This window comes from Paenibacillus sp. Y568, from assembly GCF_059445545.1.
In genome coordinates this window covers 25,260-43,656 of record NZ_JCAIUM010000010.1, presented here as the reverse complement: position 1 = coordinate 43,656, position 18,397 = coordinate 25,260, and the positions used below count along the sequence as shown (strand labels likewise).

Genomic DNA, 18,397 nt, shown 5'->3' with positions numbered 1-18,397 from the left:
TAACAATCTATCCACTCATCAATTGTACCATCTTCCTCCTAAAATGTTTAATGTTTCAGGGAAGTTTTACGAGGACGAAGGAGTACAAAAATCCCAATAGGAATAATAATCTCAAATATAATCGCAATCCATGGCCATTGATGATTAAATTCTAACATTTGAACCGCATCATGAAAAAACCAGCCTGCACAAGAAAATGAGAGAACCCCAACCGGTGCTACCATCATTTTACCAGATATAGAAGGTGCCATAATCTTGAGTCCATAACAGATAACGTACAGACTAATCGCCATATTAATTAGAACGAGTGGATACCATACGCCAACCATGAGAAGATCGAATCGATCCAAGAAATCTGCGATCCTAATCTCACGGATCAGTTCATAACTGGGATACATCAACCTTTCTGCGACAGGAACTCCTATCACTAATATTAACATGAGTACAACTAGAACAATTAACAATGTACTTATGACTAGTGAGTTAAGGAGATCTCTATAGCGGTATGCTTTGCTAGGTATAATAAATGGCAACACAATAATCTGTCCTATAGACGATAATACAAGCCAAGTTCCCTCGGTTACCCCAGGCATGTTCAGATGGAGGATAGGCATCATATTAGATACATCTAGTGCCTTCAATAACATAATTAGCATGAACAACAGCGATATGATGAATAGTGGGCCCATCAACTCTGATAACGAAATTAATGTTCGAGCTCCACCCCTTGCTATATAGATCACCGTGGCAGTAATACAAAGTGTAATAATAACTAACGGCGTATTGGGTAACAAAATCACATTTGTATAGTCAATCATAATTCTAGTATCGCGCGCAAGAATGTAAAAGAAGAAGATAAGATAGAGAAACACTATTCCTCTTCCTAGAGCGGGAAACCTAGCGGTTAACGATTGGAATAAATCCTGATCTGGAAATCGCTTCGCACTACGTGATAACAAACATAGAACTCCCATAAATAGGATGGATGCTACCAAATAGGTGACATATGTATGTTGTTTCGCTGCTGAGAGCGAACGTACTTCATTGATCACAAAAGGTATCATATAGACGATCCCGAGAATGATGATTTGACGATGTGTAATTTTGGTCACATTGATTCCCTCTTCCTTGTTAAAACGGATTCCATTGCTTAATGATCCGCCCAAGCCACGCCGTTGGGCTTATGGTTTTATCGAATTTCAAATCGAATATAAATATACCTACACTTAGGACAAACAAAGAGCAGGCAACCCATCGATTAGATGGAGGGAGTGTACGAAGAACCTTCCAGTCCAACCATAGTATCAAGATAATAAAAACGATGAGTAACAGCGATAAATTAATCATGAACTATCTCCCCTTCTGGAAGCCCCATAGGTTCTAGAGCTTGACCAACGGTCTCAAGATGCATATCTACAGCGATTTCTGTTTTGACATGAGGATATATATCTTGCCACCGATTCTTCAATCGATCCCAATCTTTCGGTTTCTGGTGGTGAATAGCTCGGCCAAACCCTAAACTGTCTGCTTGATATTGTTCTTGTAGTATTGTTATGACTTTTGTTAAATCTTTCTGTACCTTCTCTTCCACTGATTCTTGAATTTTATACATACCCATGTCACTCGATGGAGTGAATTCAGATTCTGCCTCAACAATTGTTCCTTCCAACTTAATTTGAATTTTCATGGTTATTTCATCTCCATGAATGACGGGAACTAGCTTCACGTTACTCTGTCTAAATGAAAGGGTTAGTGTTCCTTCGCCCATGGGCGAAGGTATCGTTATTCCTAAGTTTTTATTTTGATTCATGCCAATAATGATGATTTTGGCCATTTCATCCTTTAAGGATCCAACCATGCGATCCCCTTTAAAAATAGCTAAGCCATTAAGTTTAACATTCTTTACAGCTTCACCTACCTTAGGAGGTACGGACAAGTCCACCTTAATCATCGGGAGTGTAAGGTCAACCCCTTCAGACAATAGGTCATTCAATAGGCGTTTAATGGTGATAGGCGTTCTGGTGTAACTAAGAACTAGCTCCCGAACCATCTCGGTTGGAAAGGATTCAAGCGGTGCATCCGTATCAAGTATTTTGTAAGCTGGCCCCTCTGTAACTGCTACTACCGATAAGAGTCGATTCTGAGGTGTCCTAGTAAACACATCCAGAATAGGTGCAATTCCCTCACGTGCTAAATCTTCTCCTATAATTAGAGAGCGGCGAGACGAAACATTAAACTCACGCGAAGTACTTCTTTGAGATTCAAGTGTTGACACGCGTAGGGTCTTCCCTATGTTAGATTCGATATACCACCTCTTACCCCCAGTAGTTCCTTTACCTCCAGGACCTCCAAGCTCACCAGGCAAAGCGATCTGTAAACTAGTGCGATACTGAGAGCCCTCCTTATCTACAGCAGTACCTATTACAAAGGCTAAATCATTGATTTCCTTGCGATCCCAACAACCAGATAAGAATACTGGACAGATTAACAACATCGCAGTTACTGAGAATATTTTCTTCATATCACCTTTTCACCAACCTTTTTCAGGTTTAGGAGTTCCGTTTATTTCTTTCTTCATTCGCTTATTATTATCTTCCGCTTTTCCATGGGGTCTATGGATCATTCGCCACCTAGGTGCACGGACGAATATATCCTTCTGATCGTTCTTATAGAATGGGCTAATTCCCGACAAATATGGGACTCCAAAGGAAGTTAACTGAGATAAGTGAACTAGTATCCACATCGAAGCAATCACTATACCGAATAGTCCAAACATACCTGCCATAATCATTAATGGGAATCGTAATAATCGAACGGTAATGGCTAGATTAAACCTAGGGATTGTAAAAGAGGCTATTCCCGTTAGAGATACGACAATAACCATAGGTGCAGACACAATTCCCGCTTCTACTGCCGCTTGTCCAATCACGAGTGCTCCGAGTATACTGACGGCTTGTCCGACAGTCTTGGGTAAGCGGATTCCCGCTTCACGTAAAGCTTCAAATGCGATTTCCATCATCAATGCTTCAACAAGTGCTGGAAAGGGAATAGCTTCACGAGCTGCCGATATACTTAGGATCAAGGTTGATGGCAACATATCCTGGTGATAGGTCGTCACAGCTATATACAAGCCAGGAAGAAATATAGCAATCAACACAAAGATGTATCGGAGCATTCGAACGAAATTACTAATAAAAAATCGTTCATAGTAATCCTCACTCGCTTGCATTAATTGCCATAAGGACACGGGGCCAACCAGAACAAAGGGTGTACCATCAACTATAATGGCAAAAGAGCCCTCTAATAATTGAGCAGCAACCGAATCAGGTCGTTCCGTATATTGCACCTGTGGAAAGGGTGAATACGGATGATCCTCTATCAGTTCTTCAATATACCCCGATTCTAGAATGCCATCGATCTTAATGTCCTTTAGACGTTTGGTAACATCTTTAATTTGTTTAGGATCCGCTAATCCATCGATATACGTTAGAACAACATCTGTTTTGCTCTCTTCCCCAATCACAAAACTAACCATCTTTAGCTTCGGTGTCTTGAGCTTGAAGCGTATAAGTGCCGTATTCACCCTTAAGGTTTCTGTGAAACCTTCTCTTGGGCCACGGATAACAGACTCCGTCTGTGGTTCTTCCACGCCACGTCTTACGCCGCCCTTCACATTGAAGAAATGTGCTTCATTGCTTCCTTCCATCAGCAATACTACACTGGAGTTAATTACCGCAGTAATGACTTCGCCCCATGTCGTACCCTTTGAAGCTTGTAACAGCGACACGCGAGTATTTTGAGGTGACTTAATAGGTTCGTCCTCACCTTCATTCTCAACGTAACCTATGATAAATGGATTCAACATTTCAGATTCTACTTCCTTAGAGTCTGCAATGCCTTCTATATAGAATATAAATGCTGCCTGCCCTTGGGTTGCTTGAATATTTCGGTACACCATATCTGAGCTATCCGAGAATATCTTTTTTGCCATCTCTATATTTCGGGATAAATCCTTCTGTAGGAGCTCCTCTTCAATAGGTGGAGATGGAAGACCCAAAGTACCATTGGAAGATGCCCCTGTGTCTGATATAAATTTCTGTGATCTTCCTGATTTCCTCACTCGTCGACACCTCGATTGATTGTTATATTTTCATAGGATTTATCAGTAGGTTGTTCCATATTTATGGAAATTATGTATGGATCATTAAATACATCACTATCGCTGTGGTCTCATTCTAAAAATCATAAAAAAAGAAACCTTTCTTTAGTAAAATGGAAGTTCGACCAGCCATTTTAAATCAAGAAGAGGTTTCTTTTTTACATTCAATATACGTTTCACATTTTATTTAAGATCTATCATTAGTATCTACAGGAACATTATCACCATGATTAGGAGTTATTGTTGTGTCTTTATTCTTACGTCCTCTACGTAGAAATTTAAATAATCCACCTATAGCAACAACCAATACAATCCCGAACTTCTTAACAAGTACAACAAGCATAGCAATTAAGCCAACTTTTTTGGCTACGACCAATCCAGCGCCACCCACAATTAATCCAGTAAGGCCCATTTCAGCTAGCTTATCGGTAGACTCGTCGAAGTCTGCATACCCTTCCCCTGCGTTTACTGAGAAGTTGGATACCACCATATTCTCAAAAGTCTTGCGGTCCTCCACCAAATGTTCAGGATCGGTTACAAGAATTGCAGAAACGTACCCTTCTCTCGTTAATAAGCGCACGTTGTAATTAATTAGTGTCTCATTGTTGATATCGTGAGCTAGGAGTGACCATTTCAAACTATGTAAGTTATCATCGTACGTCGGTGGAACATCCCAACCGTCTACGAATAAGTGGTTCTCTTCTGTTGTTTCTTTATTGGCTGCTTCCGTACCATCTTTATAGCTTTTTAGTAAAGCATCTGCATCGATATCATTTTTCTCATCATCTGAAATATGACCCACATCATCATAATCAAAAAATACAGACCAATTTTCATTCTCATCCATTGGATATACCGATCCAATCTCCTTGTTACTCGGTACTCCACCATAGGACAGTTCATTTGCTATTGTGTTGTCCTTATCTAGAAAAAGTAGCCCTGTCTGTAATTTGAGTTTGGCTATTGTGCTAAGATCAACTTCTTGTCCCGAACCCTCTACCCACTTTAATTCCTGGGTTTCAGCATCCGCATGCACAACACTCGATACCCCCATCATTGCATAGACTGCAATGATGAAAGCTAGTATCAAGCTGATCGCTCTGCGATCTATTCTAAACCTTCCAATTCTCTGAATCTTCACAGTATTTCTCCCCTTAGTTATTATTTACCAACAAGGTATAATTATCGGAGAGAACATCTTAAAAATGAATAGAAATGGATAAATTTATATTTCACACCTATAGACTAGGAGCCTATGTTGCCGTAGTCCGAGATAGTTGGGCTGGTTTCGATTTTTTGTCTTTCAGGAGAAATGTAACGGGTATAGCTAATGCAACAATAATGGTCGCAATCACAAATACATCGTCGACACTCCAGGTAAAGGCAAATTGTTGTTCCGCTTCTTTCGGGTTAATGACACCTGCTAAATGAACGACGGTACGACTAGCCAAGAGAGAACTAAATATACCAATCGCAAACGAACCCATCCCCTGCTTAATCCAGTTATTGATGGAGGAAGCATGCCCAGACTCCTGAGCAGGTACAGAACTCATACCGGCATTAGTAACTGGCATATTCGCAAAAGTTATACCAATATAACGGATAGCCATCCATACAGTAATAAACAGATGCGATGTCGTCACCGTAAGTCCACTTAAACTCCAAGTAGAGATGACCATTAGCGTTACACCTATTAGAATAAGCTTAACAGGACCAACTTTAGAATATAGACGACCCACAATGGGTGCAAAAAGAACCATCATCAGTGAACCTGGCAACATAATAAGGCCTGCTTGCATCGCTGTGGTATGCTGTATATTTTGCAGAAAGATCGGGATAAGAAATGTTCCAGAATAAAGTGAAATTGAAATGATCGCATTTAACACGAGACTATAAGAGAACTTCCGTATACGTAGAATCCGCAAATGAAGAAGGGGTTCCTTTACTTTAAGTTCCCATAAGATAAAGAATGCTAGTATCAATGCTCCCCCAATCAACAAGGATAACGTCTTAGCGGATAGCCACCCCCACGTATTTCCTTCACTAAATGCTACGAGTAGAGCTCCACTACTTGCTATAACAGTCACAAACCCAACACCATCGAAATGTTGCTTCTTGCTGAGTTTATAATATGGGATATAACGAAATGCTACGACCATAGCAATCAGGCCAATAGGTATATTCATAATAAATAAGGCGTGCCAGTTGTAATGTTGAACAAGGAAACCACCCAGTGTAGGTCCAAGTGCAGGCCCTAGCATAGCAGATACACTCCACATGCTTAGTGCGAAAGCTTGTCTTTCCTTCTCCACAACCTGATAAATAATCGTCATCGTTGCAGGCATGATCAGCCCACTAAATAACCCTTGGATGATTCGGAACGCTATTAAGCTCTGAATATTCCACGACAATACACAAAGGGCAGAGCAAATCGTAAACCCGATAATCGAGAAAATGTACAGACGCTTATAACTGAATTGATCCCCTAGAAATCCAAGCACAGGCGCGATTACCCCAGTCGCGAGCATAAATCCTGTAACCATCCACTGTACGGTATGTAACTCAGAAGTAAATTGAGTCATGAATGCAGGTAACGCGATATTAATCGTTGTCGTGCTTAATGAAGCTAAGAAATTACCAAAAAAAATTGCAAAAAGAACCGGCCAAAATGAGCTGGCGGTCGCGGCAGAATTATTTTTCATCATAGCCCTCCATCTTGTTATACATATGCTGTAGTTTATTTATCTATTGATTGTTGAATTTTCTCTTGAATATCTACTAATCCAGCCAAAATCTGATTCATATCATTCATCTTTCCATGAACTAAATCAATTTGTTGGCTAACCATTTCCTTCATTTTCTCCAGTTCTGATCTCCGTTCCACCTCATCGCTAGAGGATTGAGAGTTACTATGATGTTGCTTCATTCGATCGCGAATGTGTAAATAGTCTTGAATCTCTTGTAATGAGAACCCGAGCACCTTTTTGGCTAGAACGATATTATTCAAGTACTGCACATCTTCCTCGGTATATAACCGAATCCCACCATCTGAACGTTCTGGTGTTGGCATCAATCCAATTTCTTCGTAGTACCGTATGGATCTTTTAGTCAGACCTGTTTTTTTGGCAACATCGTCAATTTTTAACCAATCCATCTCTTCATCTTCACTCCCGAATGTCCCAACTGTTTTGAATAATTTAATGTATATTACTATACTCCTGGACTAACGTTAACGTCAACGTTAACTTTTTGGGTTATTTCATGAAATTTAATTTGTTTTCATTTGTAATTCATACCCTTAGATATCAAAAAGACAGCCACCGTGCACCTTCCATACACGTTGACTGCCTTCAATAAAAACCTTATATTCGCTTAATTAAGCTAGTATTTGCTCAATACGTTCCAATACCTCTGCGGATAATGTCATTCCCGAAGCTTTTACATTCTGCACGACTTGCTCTGGACGACTTGCCCCAACCAAGGCGCTCGAGACATTCTTCTGACGCAATATCCAAGCTAATGCTAATTGTCCAACTTTCACGTCAAGCTCATTCGCAACTTCCTCTAATTGTTGAACTTTAGCGATGCGTACATCACTTATCTTATCTTCATTCCATCCAAGTTTGGCAGCACGACTATTCTCTGGAATACGACCTGAAGAGTTATATTTACCTGTTAATAAACCTTGAGCTAGTGGGGAGTATACGACCTGACCAATACCCTTTTGCTCACCAAGTGGAATAATCTCCTTCTCAATCTCACGTTCAAACATATTGTATAGCGGCTGATTAACAACGATCCGGTCAAGTAAATACCGATCTGCTACAGCAAGTGCTGCTTCCATCTGTGCGGCAGTCCATTGACTTACTCCCACATAGAGCACTTTGCCTTGACGTACCAAATCATCTAACGCTCGCATTGTTTCTTCTATTGGTGTCTCCGCATGGAAGCGATGACAGTAATAAATATCAACATAATCCGTATCTAGTCTTTTCAGACTTGCATGACATTGTTCCATAATATGTTTACGGGATAGCCCTGAATCATTAGGTCCATCTCCCATGTTACCAAATACTTTCGTTGCTAACACATACGACTCACGAGGATATGCCTTAAGTGTGGGACCTAACAATTGCTCAGCTGCTCCACGTTCATATACATTGGCTGTATCAAAGAAATTAACCCCAGCGTCATAAGCCGTCTCAATCGCCTTAACTGCATTCTCTTGTTCCACATAGCCACCGTAAGTTAACCAACTACCCAAGCTGATTTCACTAACTTTAAGCCCACTACCACCAAGTCTCCGGTACTTCATCGTTTGTAATATCCTCCTTTAAGCGTATGATCTGGAAAATTCACTTTTACCATCTTATTGTAACATTTCCGCGTATCCCGTTCACATGTCTATAGCTTTAATTGATTTCTTTTTCAAAAAGAGTGGTAATTATTGAATAATGAGGAAGACTAATTCCAATGACTAATATTACTAGGAGGAACTATCGTGAACAACCCTATACATTCAACCCAACTACCCCAATATCCCGAATCCTTGTGGAGAGCTTCAACGGAACTTCCAACCTTTCCTCAACTAAAAGAAGATATTACGGTGGATGTAGGAATTGTAGGAGCAGGGATTACGGGTATCACTACAGCCTACTTGTTATCTAAGGAAGGATTCAAGGTAGCCTTGCTGGATGCTGGCCAAATACTACAAGGGACCACCGGACATACCACGGCTAAGGTTACGGCTCAGCATGGCATGATTTATGATGAACTAATACAGCATTTTGGAGTGGAACAAGCATCCAAGTATTATCATGCTAACAATGAAGCACTACAATTTATGGCACAAACCGTAAAAGAACTAGACATTTCCTGTGAATGGAAAGTAGAAGATGCTTATCTGTATGCAGAAGGGGAACAGGCAAAAGCTAAACTTCTAAAAGAATTTCAAGCCTATGAGAAACTCGCTATTCCAGGACAATGGATCGAACATGTTCCTATTCCTCTTGTCGTGAAGGGGGCCATCCAACTTCCAGGGCAGGCTCAATACCATCCCTTAGCTTATATGAAGCGTCTGGTGGAAGCTATTGTTGAAGCTGGTGGACTGATTTATGAGAATACAACCGTTAGTGAAAAGCTCGAAGGAGAACGCCCCTTCACACTCCGATCCCTCCATGGAGATCATAAAGTTACATGTCAGCATATCGTCTCAGCCTCCCATTTCCCATTTACGGATGCTGGAGGATTCTTCTTCTCACGTCTTCATGCAGAAAGATCCTATGTGATTGCTATGACATCAGAAACACCATTTGAAGGTGGGATGTATCTTAGCGTGGACGAGCCTACGCGTTCTCTAAGATCAGCTACATGGAATGGAGAACCTGTCGTGCTGGTTGGTGGCGACAGCCATAAGACGGGGCAGGGCATATGCACTTATCGACATTATGAGAATCTAGAAGAGTTCGGTGGCAACCTATTAGGAATGAAGAACATCCCTTTTCGCTGGTCTGCTCAGGACTTATTCACCCTCGACAAAGTGCCTTATATCGGTCAGATCACAGCGCAGCATGAAGGAATCTATGTAGCTACTGGATTTGCTAAATGGGGAATGACGAGTGGAACGTTATCGGCTAAACTGATTACCGATCAGATTCAAGGAAGAGAGAACCCTTATTCTGAACTTTTTACCCCTTCACGTCGTTTTCAAGCTGATCCAAGCATTAAGAATTTCATCGTTCAGAATGCTAATGTCGCTAAGGAGTTAATATCCGGCAAGCTAGAGATTGTCCATGCTAAAGCAGACGAGCTTCAGAAAGATGAAGGATCGGTCGTTACGCATTATGGAAAAAGAGCAGGTGCCTATCGTGATCCTGAAGGTAATCTGCATCTAGTCGATACTACATGTACCCACATGGGATGTGAAGTTGAGTGGAATAAAGGTGACCGCTCTTGGGATTGCCCTTGCCACGGATCTAGATTTGGTTATGATGGCCATGTTCTTGAAGGACCCGCTGAAGAACCGCTGAAGAAGCTCGATTTCGTATAAAAGAAAACTAAGTAGCAGCAGCGCCTTCCTAAATCAAAAGACAGGCACACGTTTCACAGTAAAAACCACTCTCATTCAATACATGAATGGAGTGGTTTATTTGCTGTATATAGCTTAGTTTTCTAGCATAATTTGACCCGTCTGTGATAGATCATATTCTGAGATAGCACTAAGTTCTCGCTTGTACTCTTCGGATTGTAGAATATCCATGATAGATCGGATCCAGTCTATGTTATCTGCGTTCTTTATCATGACTAGATCATATCTCTCATTCATTAATGGAATGAAATCAACATGATCAACCATAGAAGCAGCTTTCTCGACACCTACACCAACATCTGCTTCACCGGAAGCTACTCTGGTAGCCACAGCTAAATGATTGGATCGTTCGTCGTCATATCCTATGAGTTGATCAGCCGAGATGCCATGAATTCTTAATTGCTCATCTAGTAGCACCCTAGCTCCAGAACCCTTTTCTCGATTAATTAACTTTAGACCTGGTTGGGTTAAATCGGTCCAATGGTTAATATTCTTAGGATTATTAGATTGAACATACAGACCCGCTCTTCTGAACAGTAGATTAACTACCACATAAGATGAACCAGCAAGTATCCTTCTTATGTAAGGAAGATTATATTCTCCTGTATCTCCATCTAACAGATGCGTGCTGACAACGTCTGCTTCGCCTTTATACATCGCAATAAGACTCTCTAGACTACTTCCATGACTTCGCAGTGGGCGTATCCCCGTTGTCTTATCTTCGATATGCTTCGCTAATATATCAAGGCTAATATCTTGCCCCGTAATCACGATGGATCGTATACCCATCTTCATCGAGGAAGGGGCAGGCCGATCTATAGGATTGAACGTGTTGGACAACCCTTTTGCCCGTTGTTTATATGCTTCCAAATCTACTGCATCTATTCGCATTTGTTTGCCAACTCTATAGGAGAGGAGCTCTCCCTTTTTGATCAGGTCATATACCGTAAGCTTAGAAATCTTCAATATTTTCGAAATTTCCTCCGTTGTATAAGACACATCGTTTGTCATAGGATCCTCCTTCTTAGCACCGTTTCGCCGTATGAATCTATGCCTTTATTCTAACATATCCCCAATTCATTATGATAAATATGGTTTACTTTTCAGGAAAAACACAAGTATAATCATACTAGTTATAACTAGATATAATCAATCATAACTTATAGGAGTGGAAATATGACTAAAATGATGAAAAACAGCTTAATTCTATGTCTGATCCTGATGATGTCTATCCTGGTCGTTGCCTGTGGTTCTACAAAAGATACAAGCACCCAGAAAACGAAGACGTCTTCAGAACCGGTGGAACTCACGATTTCTGCTGCTGCGAGCTTAACGAACGCACTACAGGACATTCAAAAGAGTTATGAAACAAGCTACACTAACATTAAACTTAACTTTAACTTTGCTGGTTCTGGTGCACTACAACAGCAAATTGAGCAAGGAGCTCCGGCTGATCTATTTCTGTCTGCAGCTACTAAGAATCTACAAGCACTTGTAGATAAACAATTGATTCAAGAAAACGATCATATAAACCTATTAACGAACGAATTGGTGGTTATTGCTCCAGCTGATAGTAAAGCCCAAATCACCAATCTGAGTGACTTGTCTCAAACGGAAGTAACTAAGGTGGCAGTAGGCATCCCTGAAAGTGTACCCGCCGGTAATTATGCGAAAGAAGCATTAACGAAGGCTAACTTATGGGATACTCTACAATCGAAGATCGTTCAAGCCAAAGATGTGACTCAAGTTCTTCAGTACGTTGAGACTGGAAACGTTGATGCTGGCTTTGTTTATCAGACGGATGCCATATCATCAGACAAAGTTAAGGTTATTTTCCCTGTTGATCCGACCACCTACACCGCGATTGAGTACCCTATGGGAATCATAAGTGCAACGAAACACCGTGAGGAATCGGAAGCCTTTTATAACTATTTACAATCCGAAGAAGCCATAAATATATTTATCAAATACGGATTCTCCGTTCCTAAATGATTACGGTACAAATAGACTGGCATACGTTCTGGACCCCCATTCGATTGTCGTTACAGATCGCATTTCTGTCGAGTATTATAACGATTGTAGTCGGTGTGGCTGTTGCTTGGTGGATGTCCAAAAGGCAATTCAGGGGAAAAGTATGGCTTGAAACGTTGTTTTTGTTGCCATTAGTGCTTCCTCCAACGGTTGTTGGCTTTATATTACTTATTGCTTTGGGTAGAAAAAGTTGGCTTGGACAAGGTATTGAATGGTTATTTACTTCACCTATCATATTTACTTGGTGGGCTGCTGTTATCGCGGCCGTAGTTGTGTCATTTCCTCTCGTGTATCAAACGATGAAAGTAGGCCTTTCTTCTATAGATAATGATTTGGAAGACGTTAGTCGCTCCATGGGTGCGAACGAGTGGCAAGTATTCCGTTATATTACACTTCCTTTGGCTTCGAGGTCATTAGTGACCGCTTATATTCTAGGTTTCGCAAGAGGCCTAGGTGAATTCGGGGCAACCCTTATGATTGCTGGCAATATTCCTGGCAAGACTCAGACGATCCCTACAGCCATTTATGTAGCGGTTGATTCTGGCAATATGAATATGGCGTGGGCATGGACACTGACCATGATTCTTATTTCTTTTCTATTGCTACTCTTAACGGGGCGAAGAAAACAAGATTAAGGTAATCAGAAAAGGCAATGCATTCTTTGTTAAGGAATGCATTGCCTTTTTTAACTTCGATTCTCTTATAATTTAGGGTCTACAAGTAAGGAAACTACCTTACCCTCGTTCACATTGATTAACCCATAATCGGTAATTTTAAGTGCTGGACTAACGGCTAAGGAATGCGTACTAATCGACATAATTGGATTGTAGTGCTTATATCCAAGTGCCTCCATTTCCGTACGTAGCTGCTTCACTTGCGCTGCCACCTTTATAAGGGTTTCTTCCGAAAGAATACCTCCAACCGGAAGATGAAGGAACGAACGGATCTCTCCATTCTCCACAACACAGAATCCGCCTTGATTACGGATCACTTCATTAGCTGCAATCATCATGTCCTCTCGATTACGCCCAATCACAAGTAAATTGTGATTATCGTGAGAGTAGGTCGTTGCGATCGCACCCCGTTTAATTGTATCTCCGCCAATAAGCCCATAAGCACGATTTCCGTTCTTACCGTAGCGTTCGAACGTTGCAATCAGTCCATACGGACTTTCCTCCCAGTTCAATTGCTCACTCATCACGGATATATTCGCATGATATTCTTCCGTAAAGGTTGATCCATCCTTAACCATCATTACACGACAAGGATATTCTCCATCAGTTTCAGCGATAGGGACTTGGAAGTCATTAGCTCCAAGCTCCGAGAGTTTAACGCTCTGATAGAAATGTTCTGGAAATGGATTAACTTGAGCATGTTCAACATATTCTTCATCCGTAGCAAAAACTTTCACCCCGTCTTTGTACACTTCATCAATCACCATTGTAGTCACATCAGATAGTAACAAGAAGTCAGCTTTCTTATTCGGTGCAATACTCCCACGATCATTCATCTTCATCCGTTTCGTAGGTGTTAAAGTCGCGGCATATATAGCATCCTCTGGTTTCATCCCCATAGCGATTGCCTTGCGAACAATATGATTGAGATGCCCGTACTCTACAAAGGAATCTGTCATCACATCATCCGTAACGAAACAGAAATGTTCAGATACATCATGATGAATAAGATAATCCATCACTTCTTCTGTCATTGACTTCTCTTGAATTTCAATAAACATTCCGGCTTTCATACGAGCCGTCATGCCTTCAATACTTTGATGTGTATGATCTGAATCAATCCCAGCATAAATGAGCTGATGTAGATCAAGATCCAACAGCTTAGGAGTATGTCCCTCAATCGTGAGATCCGGGTAATGTGTTCGTATATGTCTCAGGATCTGGTTCGTCTTACACTCAGGGTCACGAATGACATCTACATAATTCATAATCTCCCCTAGACAAGCCATCTTCCCCGTCTTCATCAACTCATCGATGTCTTCTATTTCAATCGATCCGCCGGTCGTTTCCATCGGAGTCGCGGGTACAGAGCTCGGAATGGCGTAGAACATATCCGCAACACAATTCGTGCTCGCTTCCATCATCGCATGTACGCCTTCGACACCGAATACATTAGCCATCTCATGAGGTTCAGGTACGACCGTCGTCACCCCATTCTGGATCAAGCCATATGAGAACGTCGCCGGGGTTATCATCGTGCTCTCGATATGCAAATGGATATCTACAAGCCCTGGGATCATAACACGCCCGCGCCCTTCAATGATCTTAGCACCTCCAAATGTTTCGACACCCCGCTTACCAATGTATAGAAATTTACCTGATTGTACAGCTACATTCCCTTGTTCGAATCTCTTGTAATAACTATTAAATACTTGGACATCTACTATTAATATATCTGCATGCATGATCACTCACCGACTCTCTTTCCTATTCCACCAATACCATCTTGTCCTTGGGGAAAATGAGGTTTATTCGTTGGCTGTTGAGATAAGGCCGATCCATTTCCTTGTTCACAGTAAATTCTCCTAGTTCTGTCTCCACGACATACTGATAGCTCCGTCCAAGGTAAGTGCTCACCTTAATAAGACCTGGAACAGCATTCTCTCTGTCCGCTCCATCCACTTCGAAGAGCATCAAGTCATCGGGTCGGAAAGCTCCTTTAAGTGCATTGGGGTTACTCGTGCCTAAATGCTGAGATCCCACGAATGTGCGTCCTTTAAGCGTCAGATGAATTTCACCATTGTCATTACTTCTAGATTCAAAAGGAAGGAAGTTGTTAAATCCTATAAACTTCGCGACAAATTCAGTTGCCGGATATTTAAAAATCGTAGAGGGCATATCTAATTGTTCAATATTTCCCTTGTTCATGATTGCCACTTGATCTGAGATCGAGAAGCATTCCTCTTGATCATGGGATACATAGACCGTGGTAATGCCCAGTTCCTGTTGGATTCGTCGAATCTCAACTCTCATATCTACACGCAGATTAGCATCCAGATTACTAAGCGGTTCATCGAACAATAGTAAGTCCGGTTCAATCACCAAAGCTCTTGCAATCGCTACACGTTGTCTTTGTCCACCTGATAATTCCTGTGGGAAGCGTTTCTCAAATCCAATCATTCTAACGGTTTCCAGAATATGCATGGCACGTTTCTTAATCTCATCATCCTTCACTTTGCGTAATCGCAAACCAAAGGCTACGTTATCGTAGACGGAGAGGTGAGGAAACAGCGCATAGCTCTGAAATACGAATCCGAAGTTACGTTTGTTCACAGGAACTCGCGTGTAATCATTACCCCCGAATAAGAACTTCCCATCCTTAGCTTCCAGAAATCCTGCAATAAGACGTAGTGTTGTCGTTTTCCCGCAACCACTCGGTCCGAGCAGCGATAGCAGTTGCCCCTTTTCTAAGTCCAGGTTGAAGTCTTCCAAGATCAACTGACGGTCATAAGCAACCGATACACGGTCTAAAGTTAAAAGTGACATACAATACCTCCATATTCATGGTGACGTTACTTATTTCGTGAAATAAGCCAGTCCCATTATTTTTTCTATAACAAACATCAGCACGCCCGTAATGACCATCAATACCACGGATATCGCAGCAATGGTCGGGTCGAAGTAATTTTCCACATAAGTAAGCATTTGAATAGGTAACGTACTCACACCTGGTCCTGTCATAAATAGTGAGATATCTACATTGTTGAAGGACTCTAGAAAGGCAATAAGTACACCCGCAATAATTCCTGATTTAATGTTGGGTAGCACGACCTTGAAGAAGGTCTTCATTCTTCCTGCACCCAGACTCATAGCGGCTTCCTCAATTGAGAAATCAAAACTGGATAAGCTTGATGAGATCACTCGAATAACGAACGGTAACATAATTACCGTATGTCCTACCAACAGTCCGAGATAAATAGGCAAATGATACAATACAATCAAATATTTCAACATCGTAAACCCGAGTACAATTCCTGGAATCAATACGGGTGATAGAAACACTGCATTTAATAAACTTTTACCTCGAAAATCAAATCGACTTAAAGCATATGCTGCGGGTACTCCCAATAGTAATGACAGGACGTTACCAAGCAACGAGACAATCATGGATGTCGTGAATGTCTTAGGAAACATTTCTACGTCAAAAATATTCTTATACCACCGAAGTGAAAAAGAATCCGGTGGGAATTTCAATACTGTACCCGGTTCAAAGGAGGTGATCGATATGATCAGAAGCGGGCCCAGCAGAAAAACAAAGACCAACAGACTGAATACGCCAAGTCCTACATTCTTGTTCTGCATTTCCTTCTACCCCTTCGGATTTAATTTCTTGGCCACTTTATTCATAGAAGCCACAACCACAAAGGTAATCACGATCATAATGGTTGCTATTACTGAAGCTAAGTACCAATCATTCAACGTCATCGCATTCTGATATAGGAATGTCGCAATGACCCGTTGCTTACCTCCAAGAAGTGCTGGTGTAGTATAGGCAGTAAGGCTACCCACAAATACCAGAATACTACCGATAATTAGTCCCGGCATGGCCAAAGGAATCACCACTTTACGGAAAGCTGTGAGTCTAGATGCACCGAGGCTCTGAGCTGCCGTCAATAGATCACCGTCAATATTCTCTAGAACACCCACTAAGGAAATAATCATCATAGGTAGGAATAAATGCACGAGACCGATCATCATAGCTATGGGCGTATACATGATCGTTAATGGACTATCTATCAAGCCTGTCCAGACTAAGAAATTATTAAGAATCCCCTTCCGCCCAAGGATAATCATCCAGCTAAAGGAGCGAACTACGGGACTTGTGAGCAATGGAAAAATCGCGAGTGCAAGTAGAACCCCCTTCTTCCGAGGCGCTTTTTTCGAAATATAATACGCCACAGGAAATCCAAGAATAATACTCACAATCGTACATACAACACTCACTTCTAATGTGGTTAACATGATCTTGAGGAAGTAAGGATCTTTGAAGAATTGGGTATACCCTTCGATCGTAAAATTTCCTTGTTGAAAAAAAGTAGATCCGATGGTAAGTATAATCGGGACAATCATGAACACCATCAGAAAGAGTAGGCCCGGTAGCAGCAGCCAATATAAATAAGTTTTCTTCATGTATTTAGCTCCTGTTCCGATGAAACATTATCTGTTTAAGGTTTCTATAAACAATTGTAAGAATGCTTCACTATCTACTTCGATACATACGTTCATATTCGATGGCTTAAGCAGGCGTTCATTGAAGTCGCAGACCGTCTGACCATCACACAATTCGCTACGTGTCTCAATATCCACATAATAAGATTTCGTAGTTACGAGTCCACTATAAAGTGCAACTCCTACAGCTAGGGGATCATGAAGCAGGCTAGCACGAATCCCTTCATGACGTCTTGCATATCGATCCATATAATCATTTAGACTTACACTTACATAATCCTTGATCGAAGGATTCGTCAGTTGGGCTATATGATCATCGGTGAAAAGTACCTTACTTGTAACATCCAGACCAACCATGGTCAGCTTCTTGAATCCAGCTTGAAATACAATCCGAGCCGCTTCAGGATCTGCATACATGTTAAACTCCGCTACAGGAGTAATATTACCTCTCGCGTTGACTACTCCACCCATGAACACAACCTCATCTACGAGTTCTGGAAGCTCCGCGCATTTGCGCAGAGCCAAAGCCAGATTCGTAAGAGGTCCCGTCATGATCAATGTCATGGACCCAGGATTCTCTTTTACCGTACGAATGATAAAATCCGGTGCGAATCCTTCGGCAGGCTTATTCGAGGGTGTCATCTCTTTTAAAGCTCCACCCAATCCATCAATGCCATGCACATCATGCTCAAATCTGGGTTCTCGCATCAATGGACAGAACGCACCTTGCACAACTGGAATGTCCTGCGTACCAATCAACTCAAGTATTTTGCATGTATTGTTTGTTGCCTTCTGGAGAGAAACATTTCCGCTAACGGTCGTAATCCCTACGATATCAGCCATCCCACCCTTAACGGCAAGTAGGATTCCTAATGCATCATCTATACCTGTATCTACATCAAGAATTGTTTTACGCATTCTTTTATCGTCTCCCAT

At 41.4% G+C, this 18,397-nt stretch carries 17 protein-coding genes; 3 read left to right on the top strand and 14 right to left on the bottom strand.

Annotated features, from left to right (window positions below):
* Window positions 1-47: 47 nt before the first annotated feature.
* The 8 genes from AC1D7X_RS15175 to AC1D7X_RS15140 form a co-directional block, all read right to left on the bottom strand.
* The gene (locus AC1D7X_RS15175) at window positions 48-1,112 is read right to left on the bottom strand and encodes a GerAB/ArcD/ProY family transporter (protein ID WP_495456795.1); all 1,065 of its coding nucleotides are present in this window, start codon (window positions 1,110-1,112) and stop codon (window positions 48-50) included.
* Between the two features lie 19 nt (window positions 1,113-1,131).
* A complete protein-coding gene (locus AC1D7X_RS15170; protein ID WP_495456796.1) occupies window positions 1,132-1,347 on the bottom strand; it encodes a hypothetical protein in 216 nt (71 codons plus the stop codon).
* Entirely contained in the window at window positions 1,340-2,521 is a 1,182-nt protein-coding gene (locus tag AC1D7X_RS15165; protein ID WP_495456797.1) for a Ger(x)C family spore germination protein, read from the bottom strand. Before AC1D7X_RS15165 ends, AC1D7X_RS15170 begins: the two co-directional genes overlap by 8 nt.
* A gap of 9 nt (window positions 2,522-2,530) precedes the next feature.
* Window positions 2,531-4,120: a spore germination protein gene (locus AC1D7X_RS15160; protein WP_495475539.1), complete on the bottom strand. Its 1,590-nt coding sequence runs from the start codon at window positions 4,118-4,120 to the stop codon at window positions 2,531-2,533.
* Window positions 4,121-4,346: 226 nt separating this feature from the next.
* The gene (locus tag AC1D7X_RS15155) at window positions 4,347-5,300 is read right to left on the bottom strand and encodes a DUF2167 domain-containing protein (protein ID WP_495456798.1); all 954 of its coding nucleotides are present in this window, start codon (window positions 5,298-5,300) and stop codon (window positions 4,347-4,349) included.
* A 112-nt stretch (window positions 5,301-5,412) separates the two neighbouring features.
* Window positions 5,413-6,864: a DHA2 family efflux MFS transporter permease subunit gene (locus tag AC1D7X_RS15150; protein ID WP_495475538.1), complete on the bottom strand. Its 1,452-nt coding sequence runs from the start codon at window positions 6,862-6,864 to the stop codon at window positions 5,413-5,415.
* 32 nt (window positions 6,865-6,896) lie between these two features.
* Window positions 6,897-7,313 (bottom strand): MerR family transcriptional regulator, encoded by a 417-nt coding sequence (locus tag AC1D7X_RS15145; protein WP_495456800.1) that lies wholly within the window; start codon window positions 7,311-7,313, stop codon window positions 6,897-6,899.
* Between the two features lie 222 nt (window positions 7,314-7,535).
* Window positions 7,536-8,474 (bottom strand): aldo/keto reductase family protein, encoded by a 939-nt coding sequence (locus AC1D7X_RS15140; protein WP_495456801.1) that lies wholly within the window; start codon window positions 8,472-8,474, stop codon window positions 7,536-7,538.
* Window positions 8,475-8,672: 198 nt separating this feature from the next.
* Between AC1D7X_RS15140 and AC1D7X_RS15135 the strand changes: the two genes are divergently transcribed.
* Window positions 8,673-10,208: an FAD-dependent oxidoreductase gene (locus AC1D7X_RS15135; RefSeq protein WP_495456898.1), complete on the top strand. Its 1,536-nt coding sequence runs from the start codon at window positions 8,673-8,675 to the stop codon at window positions 10,206-10,208.
* Between the two features lie 114 nt (window positions 10,209-10,322).
* Here AC1D7X_RS15135 and AC1D7X_RS15130 read toward each other — a convergent pair whose 3' ends face one another.
* Entirely contained in the window at window positions 10,323-11,258 is a 936-nt protein-coding gene (locus AC1D7X_RS15130) for a substrate-binding domain-containing protein (RefSeq protein WP_495456802.1), read from the bottom strand.
* A gap of 165 nt (window positions 11,259-11,423) precedes the next feature.
* On the opposite strand from AC1D7X_RS15130, the gene modA reads away from it, so the two are divergent.
* The gene (gene modA, locus AC1D7X_RS15125; RefSeq protein WP_495456803.1) at window positions 11,424-12,239 is read left to right on the top strand and encodes a molybdate ABC transporter substrate-binding protein; all 816 of its coding nucleotides are present in this window, start codon (window positions 11,424-11,426) and stop codon (window positions 12,237-12,239) included.
* Complete coding sequence (gene modB / locus AC1D7X_RS15120) at window positions 12,236-12,913, top strand: molybdate ABC transporter permease subunit (RefSeq protein WP_495456804.1); 678 nt, start codon at window positions 12,236-12,238, stop codon at window positions 12,911-12,913. Before modA ends, modB begins: the two co-directional genes overlap by 4 nt.
* 65 nt (window positions 12,914-12,978) lie before the next feature.
* On the opposite strand, the gene AC1D7X_RS15115 is transcribed toward modB, so the two are convergent.
* Genes AC1D7X_RS15115 through AC1D7X_RS15095 form a run of 5 tightly spaced genes read right to left on the bottom strand, consistent with a single transcriptional unit; the run spans window position 12,979 to window position 18,379 of the window.
* Window positions 12,979-14,697 carry an adenine deaminase C-terminal domain-containing protein gene (locus tag AC1D7X_RS15115; protein WP_495475604.1) on the bottom strand — a complete coding sequence of 573 codons (1,719 nt, stop codon included), beginning with the start codon at window positions 14,695-14,697 and terminating at the stop codon, window positions 12,979-12,981.
* A gap of 22 nt (window positions 14,698-14,719) precedes the next feature.
* On the bottom strand, window positions 14,720-15,778 hold the full coding sequence (locus AC1D7X_RS15110; RefSeq protein ID WP_495475537.1) for an ABC transporter ATP-binding protein: 1,059 nt from the start codon (window positions 15,776-15,778) through the stop codon (window positions 14,720-14,722).
* 30 nt (window positions 15,779-15,808) lie between these two features.
* A complete protein-coding gene (locus AC1D7X_RS15105; protein ID WP_495456807.1) occupies window positions 15,809-16,594 on the bottom strand; it encodes an ABC transporter permease in 786 nt (261 codons plus the stop codon).
* 6 nt (window positions 16,595-16,600) lie between these two features.
* The gene (locus AC1D7X_RS15100; RefSeq protein WP_495456808.1) at window positions 16,601-17,422 is read right to left on the bottom strand and encodes an ABC transporter permease; all 822 of its coding nucleotides are present in this window, start codon (window positions 17,420-17,422) and stop codon (window positions 16,601-16,603) included.
* Window positions 17,423-17,449: 27 nt separating this feature from the next.
* A complete protein-coding gene (locus AC1D7X_RS15095; RefSeq protein WP_495456809.1) occupies window positions 17,450-18,379 on the bottom strand; it encodes a nucleoside hydrolase in 930 nt (309 codons plus the stop codon).
* Window positions 18,380-18,397 lie beyond the last annotated feature (18 nt).

Excerpts from the sequence above, each read along its gene's own strand:
- AC1D7X_RS15095 (WP_495456809.1), bottom strand. The coding sequence starts at position 18,379 with ATGCGTAAAACAATTCTTGATGTAGATACAGGTATAGATGATGCATTA.
- AC1D7X_RS15140 (WP_495456801.1), bottom strand. The coding sequence starts at position 8,474 with ATGAAGTACCGGAGACTTGGTGGTAGTGGGCTTAAAGTTAGTGAAATC.
- modA (WP_495456803.1), top strand. The coding sequence starts at position 11,424 with ATGACTAAAATGATGAAAAACAGCTTAATTCTATGTCTGATCCTGATG.
- AC1D7X_RS15115 (WP_495475604.1), bottom strand. The coding sequence starts at position 14,697 with ATGCATGCAGATATATTAATAGTAGATGTCCAAGTATTTAATAGTTAT.
- modB (WP_495456804.1), top strand. The coding sequence starts at position 12,236 with ATGATTACGGTACAAATAGACTGGCATACGTTCTGGACCCCCATTCGA.
- AC1D7X_RS15100 (WP_495456808.1), bottom strand. The coding sequence starts at position 17,422 with ATGAAGAAAACTTATTTATATTGGCTGCTGCTACCGGGCCTACTCTTT.
- AC1D7X_RS15110 (WP_495475537.1), bottom strand. The coding sequence starts at position 15,778 with ATGTCACTTTTAACTTTAGACCGTGTATCGGTTGCTTATGACCGTCAG.
- AC1D7X_RS15150 (WP_495475538.1), bottom strand. The coding sequence starts at position 6,864 with ATGATGAAAAATAATTCTGCCGCGACCGCCAGCTCATTTTGGCCGGTT.
- AC1D7X_RS15145 (WP_495456800.1), bottom strand. The coding sequence starts at position 7,313 with ATGGATTGGTTAAAAATTGACGATGTTGCCAAAAAAACAGGTCTGACT.
- AC1D7X_RS15165 (WP_495456797.1), bottom strand. The coding sequence starts at position 2,521 with ATGAAGAAAATATTCTCAGTAACTGCGATGTTGTTAATCTGTCCAGTA.
- AC1D7X_RS15105 (WP_495456807.1), bottom strand. The coding sequence starts at position 16,594 with ATGCAGAACAAGAATGTAGGACTTGGCGTATTCAGTCTGTTGGTCTTT.
- AC1D7X_RS15170 (WP_495456796.1), bottom strand. The coding sequence starts at position 1,347 with ATGATTAATTTATCGCTGTTACTCATCGTTTTTATTATCTTGATACTA.
- AC1D7X_RS15130 (WP_495456802.1), bottom strand. The coding sequence starts at position 11,258 with ATGACAAACGATGTGTCTTATACAACGGAGGAAATTTCGAAAATATTG.